The sequence below is a fragment of the Colwellia sp. BRX10-1 genome, from assembly GCF_014077545.1.
Classification (GTDB): domain Bacteria; phylum Pseudomonadota; class Gammaproteobacteria; order Enterobacterales; family Alteromonadaceae; genus Colwellia_A.
The window spans coordinates 75,256-82,572 of the sequence record NZ_JACGWC010000017.1; the positions used below are offsets into that span (position 1 = coordinate 75,256).

At 39.2% G+C, this 7,317-nt stretch carries 4 protein-coding genes; 2 read left to right on the top strand and 2 right to left on the bottom strand.

Going from position 1 to position 7,317, the window contains the following annotated elements; genetic code table 11:
• The first annotated feature begins 42 nt into the window (after positions 1-42).
• Both H4J75_RS13865 and pckA read left to right on the top strand, forming a co-directional pair.
• The gene (locus H4J75_RS13865; protein WP_182213861.1) at positions 43-2,607 is read left to right on the top strand and encodes a penicillin-binding protein 1A; all 2,565 of its coding nucleotides are present in this window, start codon (positions 43-45) and stop codon (positions 2,605-2,607) included.
• 473 nt (positions 2,608-3,080) lie between these two features.
• The gene (gene pckA / locus H4J75_RS13870; protein ID WP_070375643.1) at positions 3,081-4,691 is read left to right on the top strand and encodes a phosphoenolpyruvate carboxykinase (ATP); all 1,611 of its coding nucleotides are present in this window, start codon (positions 3,081-3,083) and stop codon (positions 4,689-4,691) included.
• 170 nt (positions 4,692-4,861) lie between these two features.
• Here pckA and envZ read toward each other — a convergent pair whose 3' ends face one another.
• Together envZ and ompR are read right to left on the bottom strand one after the other, a co-directional pair.
• Positions 4,862-6,157 (bottom strand): two-component system sensor histidine kinase EnvZ, encoded by a 1,296-nt coding sequence (gene envZ, locus H4J75_RS13875; protein ID WP_182213863.1) that lies wholly within the window; start codon positions 6,155-6,157, stop codon positions 4,862-4,864.
• Positions 6,158-6,215: 58 nt separating this feature from the next.
• Positions 6,216-6,941, bottom strand: coding sequence for a two-component system response regulator OmpR (ompR, locus tag H4J75_RS13880; RefSeq protein ID WP_070375641.1), 726 nt, complete (start codon positions 6,939-6,941; stop codon positions 6,216-6,218).
• Positions 6,942-7,317 lie beyond the last annotated feature (376 nt).

The following is a 7,317-nucleotide window of genomic DNA, read 5'->3' on the forward strand; positions in this document are numbered from 1 at the left end:
GTTATTAATCGTTTTTTTGTCCAATATTGAGAGAAAAATTTAGTGCTTTTATTTAAACGTCTCATAAAAGTAGGGCTAATCTTTATATTTTTAGCTTGTTTGTCTTTAGCCGCTTTATATTTATCAATGCGCAGTGAATTGCCCAGTGTGACTTCATTAAAAGACATGCAATGGCAAACGCCGATGCAAATTTTTAGTGCCGATAATAAGTTAATCAATCAGTTTGGCGAAAAAAAACGCATCCCCTTAAAGCTTAACGAATTTCCACAACAACTGATTAACGCCATTTTAGCCAGTGAAGACGATCGCTTTTATTCACATTTTGGCGTCGACCCAATTGGACTAGGCAGAGCTGTACTCGGTAAACTGATGGGACAAAACAAAGGGGGTGCAAGTACCATTACCATGCAAGTGGCACGAAACTTTTTCTTATCCTCTGAAGTAACCTACACTCGAAAAATCCGTGAAATATTTTTAACTTTCCATATTGAAAGTTTACTCACAAAAGATGAAATACTCGCCCTGTACATGAATAAAATACCGTTAAGTCATCGTAGCTTTGGTTTTGGCGCAGCAGCACAAGTATATTACGGTAAAGATGTTAAAGACTTAACACTGGCACAGATAGCGGTACTTGCTGGTTTACCTAAAGCACCTTCTAACAGAAACCCTATAAGTTCGCCTGATAACGCCAAGACCAATCGCGCAATTGTTTTACAGCGTATGTATAGCGCAGGCTATATCAACTCAACAGAGATGGAACAAGCAAACCAAGCCCCTATTACCGGCAAGAGACACAGTGTAGAAATTGAGTTGAATGCGCCATACATAGCAGAGATGGCACACCAAGAGATGGTCGATCTCTATGGAAAAGAGCTTGCCTATACCGGTGGCTACAATGTTTATCTAACGGTTAACTCAGATTTTCAAAGAGCAGCACAAAAAGCAGTAATCGATAACTTACTGTCATACGATTTGCGACATGGATATCGTGGCGCAGTCGTTTCTTTACGCCCAGAGTTAACTGAAAATACAAGTACTATTGATAAGGTAGCTGAGCTCAGCGATGATGAAGTTATCAAAGCGCTTAATAAAATCGATAATTATCAAACACTTTTTCCTGCTGTGATCACAGGTATTGCTGAACAGTCAGCGACGATTAAATTTTTAGGTCATCAAGATAATAACCACATCACTTTGCAAGAAGGCGATATATTATGGCAAGGCATGTCGTGGGCACGCGAATTTATTAATGATGAAAAACAGGGCGCTGCACCTAAGCTTGCCAATGAAATACTCCAATATGGCGATGTTGTCTTTGTTATTAAAACCGCGCAGGGTTTTACATTAAGCCAGCTACCAGAAGTGAGTTCTGCTCTCGTCTCTTTATCAACAGATAATGGTGCGATAAAAGCAGCTATTGGCGGATTTAGCTTTCAGCAAAGCCAGTTTAATCGAGTTACACAGGCAAAACGACAAGTGGGCTCTAACATAAAGCCCTTTATTTACTCCGCCGCTTTAGATAATGGCTTTACCTTAGCCACACTTGTCAATGATGCGCCAATTAACCAATGGGATGAAAGTTCAGGTTCAGTTTGGCGTCCAGAAAACTCTCCCCCTATTTATAACGGCGACATTCGGGTTCGATTAGCACTTGCACAATCTAAAAATGTTATCGCCGTTAGACTATTAAGAGCGGTTGGATTAGACAAAATAATTCCGCATTTAGCAGCCTTTGGCTTTGTACCCAACGATTTACCACGAAACGAAACACTTGCTCTAGGCTCTGCATCTCTAACACCATTAGAAGTGGCCACCGGATTTGCAACCTTCGCGAACGGCGGCTATTTAATCAGACCCTATTTAATTGATAGAATAGAAGATTCGTTTGGTAAAGTCCTCTTCCAAGCAAATCCAGCTATTGCCTGTGACATATGTTCACTAGAAATTAAGCAACGAGATATTAATAATTCCTCAGTCCCGCTTGAGCTTTTAGCTGAAAAAGACCTACGTCCACTTATTAAAGCTGAACGAGTGATTAGCCCGCAGAACGCTTTTTTAGTGACACAAGCATTAAATGCGGCAATTTGGGGTTCAGATTATCAAATGAAACCGTTTTGGCGAGGAACAGGATGGCGCGCACAAACATTAAAACGACATGATATTGCAGGAAAAACAGGGACAACAAATCAATCAAAAGATGCGTGGTTTTCAGGCTTTAGCCGTCGATTGGTCACTACTTCTTGGGTAGGCTTTGATGACCCTGGCAGAAGTTTGGGTAAAACACGTTATAATAGCAATCTCGATAAATATCAAATTACCGGTGGCGAAGCTGGTGCAAAATCAGCACAACCAGCTTGGATAGACTTTATGGAAGTTGCATTAGTTGCTCATCCTGAAGAACCTTTTATTCAGCCTGTTGATATAGTGTCAGTACGCATTGATAAAAGCAGCGGTAAACTGACCAATAAAACAGATAAAACCAGCTTTTTTGAATACTTTCAGTTTGGCACCGCGCCAACAGAATCGGTAACACAAGATAATAGTAGTGAAATACTTGATGGCTCACGTATTTTTGATGAGAGTAGTAACGGCGATATATTTTAACCAGGCAGTAATTTTCTTCCAATATCATTAGTCGCCTGACAAATGTTAGTGAGATACTTGCTGTAACTTGTCGCTATTGTCAGCTTTTGACTTTTATAACTTTCATTTGCAACTTATTCCTTACAGAACAAAACATTTATTTAATTGTTTTGTTCCTTTTACAAAAATAAATTCACTGTAGATTATGCGAATCAACAGCATAATCTACAGTCTCTCCCATAAAGCAAAACCAGCAATAAGTTCTTGTAATAAAACAATTAAAATAAATTAACATGGTTCTAATGGTAAAATATTTAGTTTAATTACTCAGTCACCGTATCTTCCCCCCTACCACTATAAATGAAAGTTATAGTGAAAACTTTCACAACGAAAGAAATTTTGCTTTCGTTTTGTCTAATAATCGCCTAAAATTGCGTTCTCAAACATGTTTAACACAAAATGTTCACTGTCGTACTTTTAGGAGAGTATTCGCTATGGCTTCTTTAGAAAGCTCAATTGATTTATCTGTATATGGCATCAATGATGTTGCCGAGATTGTTTACAATCCGTCTTACGAGTTACTCTTTGCTGAAGAAACTAAGTCTGAACTGACTGGTTTTGATAAAGGCATAGAAACCGAACTTGGTGCGGTTAACGTCGATACGGGTATTTTTACCGGTCGCTCACCTAAAGATAAATATATTGTTCGTGATGATACTAGCCGTGATACGGTTTGGTGGTCTGATCAAGGTAAGAATGATAACAAACCAATGACGCAAGAAACTTGGGATCATTTAAAGACTTTAGTGACTACTCAACTTTCTAAACAGCGTTTATTTGTTGTCGATACTTACTGTGGTGCTAATGCCGATACACGCTTAAAAGTTCGCTTTATCACTCAAGTTGCATGGCAAGCTCACTTTGTTAAAAACATGTTTATTCGCCCTTCAGATGAAGAGTTGAAAGATTACGAACCCGATTTCATCGTAATGAATGGTGCTAAAACAACTAACGATAAATGGCAAGAACAAGGTCTTAACTCTGAAAACTTTGTTGCCTTTAACCTTACTGAAAAAATTCAATTGATCGGCGGTACTTGGTACGGCGGAGAAATGAAAAAAGGTATGTTCTCAATGATGAACTACCTATTACCTTTAAAAGGTATTGCTTCAATGCACTGTAGTGCAAACGTCGGTGAAGAAGGCGATGTAGCGGTATTTTTCGGCTTATCAGGTACAGGTAAAACAACGCTTTCTACAGATCCAAAGCGTCAACTTATCGGCGATGACGAACATGGCTGGGATGATAATGGTGTGTTTAACTTTGAAGGTGGTTGTTACGCTAAAACGATCAACTTAAGCAAAGAAAATGAACCTGATATTTATAATGCGATACGTCGAAATGCATTATTAGAAAATGTTAGCGTTGATGAACACGGTAAAATTGATTTTGATGATAACTCAAAAACTGAAAATACCCGTGTGTCTTACCCAATTGATCATATTGAAAATATTGTTAAGCCTATTTCTCGTGCTGGTCATGCGAAAAAAGTTATTTTCTTAACTGCCGATGCTTTTGGTGTATTACCACCTGTTTCAAAGTTAACCCCCGCACAAACTGAATATTACTTTTTATCTGGTTTTACAGCTAAACTTGCTGGAACTGAGCGTGGTATTACCAAGCCGACTCCGACATTCTCAAGTTGTTTTGGCGCAGCCTTCCTAAGCTTGCACCCTACTCAGTATGCTGAAGTTCTACGTAAACGTATGCAAGCCGTTGGTGCTGAAGCTTACTTAGTTAACACCGGTTGGAATGGTACGGGTAAACGTATCTCAATAAAGGCTACTCGTGCGATTATTGATTCGATTCTAGATGGTTCTATAGATAGCGCTGAAACTACTGTTTTACCGTTATTTAATTTAGAAATCCCAACGAGTGTTGCAGGGGTTGAAGGCGATATTCTTGACCCTCGTGATACTTACACAGATAAAGAAGAGTGGAACACTAAAGCAGAAGATTTAGCTAAGCGCTTTGTTAAAAACTTTAGTAAGTTTACTGATACTGATAATGGTAAGTCATTAGTCGATGCTGGACCTCAGCTATAAAGACTTAATATTTAAATGTTATCACTAAAAAGCCGCTAAACTTAACGTTTAGCGGCTTTTTTCTGTTCAGGATGAACAGTCATCACAGCATGACCATTCTTAGTGAGACATGCCTTCTATTGCATCAGTCCATTGTGCAACGCACGGTTACTATGTGAATTTCAGAAAATTTATTTAATGGGTAATAAAACCTTGGCTGATAAACCGCCTTCAGCACGGTTAGTTAACAGAACATCACCACCATGAGTATTCACTATCTTCTTTATTATCGCTAAGCCTAAACCACTTCCTTCTGTGCCTCGCGCTTTATCCCCTTGCGTAAAAGGTTGGAACAAACGTTCTATATCTTCTTCAGGAATACCAGGGCCGTTGTCAGACACACAGAAATACACTGACTTTTTATCCGCTGAAATCCCGGTAATAATATCAATATCTCCATCAGAGTAACGTAAGGCATTCTGAATAATGTTAGCAACCGCTCTCTTCATCGCAACAAAGCGTAGCGGTATTTCAGGTAGTTCTTGCTCTGAAAAATTTATCTGCCGACCATAAATAAGTTCGGTTTGCATCACATCATTAATTAAGTGATTGAGATCGCAAAGCTCAGGCTTATCTTTACTGTTATGGCGAATGTAGTCGATAAACTGATCAATAATACTGTTCATATCATCAATATCGCCTTCGATACCCTCTTTTAAAAACTCATCTTGTGTTGACATCATCTCCGCCGCAAGGCGAATTCTGGTTAATGGCGTGCGTAAATCATGAGAAATTCCGGCCATCAATAAGTTACGATCGTCTTCGAGCTGTTTTATACCTCGAGACATATGATTAAAAGCTTGAGTTACCGCAACAATTTCAGTGGTTCCTAACTCGGCTAATGGCTGAGGAAACTCGCCACGCCCGACATCTTCTGCGGCTTTTTGTAATGCTTTTAAAGGACGATTTATTTGCCGAACAAACAACCAACCGCCAATGACACTTAATAGGCCCAGAAACATTAACACCACTGTAAGCGGAGAAAAGTTTGCTTCTTCTAGACCTGAAAGGGGAATTCTGATCCAATAATGTGGCGCTTGCGGAGGCCTGATCCAGAATATATATTGCTCCCCTCCTTGGGTCAGTCTCAGTTCAGCATCGCCATCAAGTAATTTTGACATCTCTTTAGAGCGATGCGCAAGATAGGTAGCTTCTGCCAACCCTGACGATAATGCGTCACTTTCACGATAAACTTCAATGCCCGTTTTTTCTTGAAATGATCTTGAGAATGCCTTTCTAAGCAGATCATCATCAATATCAATAAGCACAACCCGTACTTGTTTTGCTAACAACTCATTAGTTAGCTGAGTATTAGGTTGGATGATGTAATAAACCATTGATACCCAAGAAACAACTTGATTAATCAAGAGTAAAAAACCAATCAAGAGTACGGTTTGCCCAAAGGCACTACGTGGCAATATTTTCATGGTTTACATCCATAGTAGGGTCTTCGCTTATATAAGGTAGGTAACGGTGTTAAACGCACTAATTGACTTCTTTACCTTCAGGCACAAAGACGTAGCCTAAACCCCAAACCGTTTGAATATAACGAGGTTTTGCCGGATCTACTTCTAACATTCTTCTTAAACGTGAAACCTGTACATCAATACTACGCTCTAAAGCTGAATAATCACGACCACGCGCTAAATTCATCAGTTTATCACGAGACAGTGGCTCTCTCGGGTGAGTGATCAGGGCTTTTAAAACAGCAAATTCGCCACTCGTTAAAGGCATATTAATATCGCCTTTTACCATCTCTCTAGTGGCAAGGTTAAGTTGATACTCACCGAAAGAAACAATGTTCTCTTCTTGTGAAGGAGCGCCAGGAGCTTCTTGTACCCTACGTCTCAACACAGCTTTAATTCGCGCTAATAATTCTCTTGGGTTAAAAGGTTTTGGCATGTAATCATCAGCACCGAGTTCCAAACCAATAATACGATCAACTTCATCGCCTTTGGCGGTTAGCATGACAATTGGCATATCATTAGATTGTTGACGTAAGCGACGACATATAGATAAGCCATCTTCGCCAGGTAACATCAAATCTAAGACTAACAAGTGAAAATTCTCTCTCTCAAGTAAACGATCCATTTGCTCTGAACTCGCCGCAGTACGCACAGCAAACCCTTGTTCAACTAAATATCGCTCTAAAAGCGCTCGAAGGCGCATATCATCATCAACTACTAATATCTTTTTAGTTTCATTACTCATTGGGGTCATCCTATAACAATCATTTGTTCACTATAATCTAAAAAAAGTAATAATAAAGCTGCTATTAAGAATTAAAGTTAAGGTATTTGTTACAATTTATGAAGTTTGACCGTTTACAGGCATAAGGAGTGAGGCCAGACAGTCTCATTGAACTGCAAAGTTATTAACACCTGCTCTGTGTTAGCGACTTTGACTGTTTTGTTAAAATTTAAATATAAAAAAAGACGCCTAAGCGTCTTTTCTTGAATTCCCGTGAGCACTAAAATCTGCAATTATGCGATGCTTCTTTTAGGTACAGCGATACAACACCTGCTCTGTGTTAGTAACTTTGGCTGTTTTGACTATTTCACTAAAATCTAGATATAAAAAAAGACGC

Bases quoted from the DNA above. Each gene is read 5' to 3' on its own strand.
- pckA (WP_070375643.1), top strand. From the start codon at position 3,081: ATGGCTTCTTTAGAAAGCTCAATTGATTTATCTGTATATGGCATCAAT.
- envZ (WP_182213863.1), bottom strand. From the start codon at position 6,157: ATGAAAATATTGCCACGTAGTGCCTTTGGGCAAACCGTACTCTTGATT.
- ompR (WP_070375641.1), bottom strand. From the start codon at position 6,941: ATGAGTAATGAAACTAAAAAGATATTAGTAGTTGATGATGATATGCGC.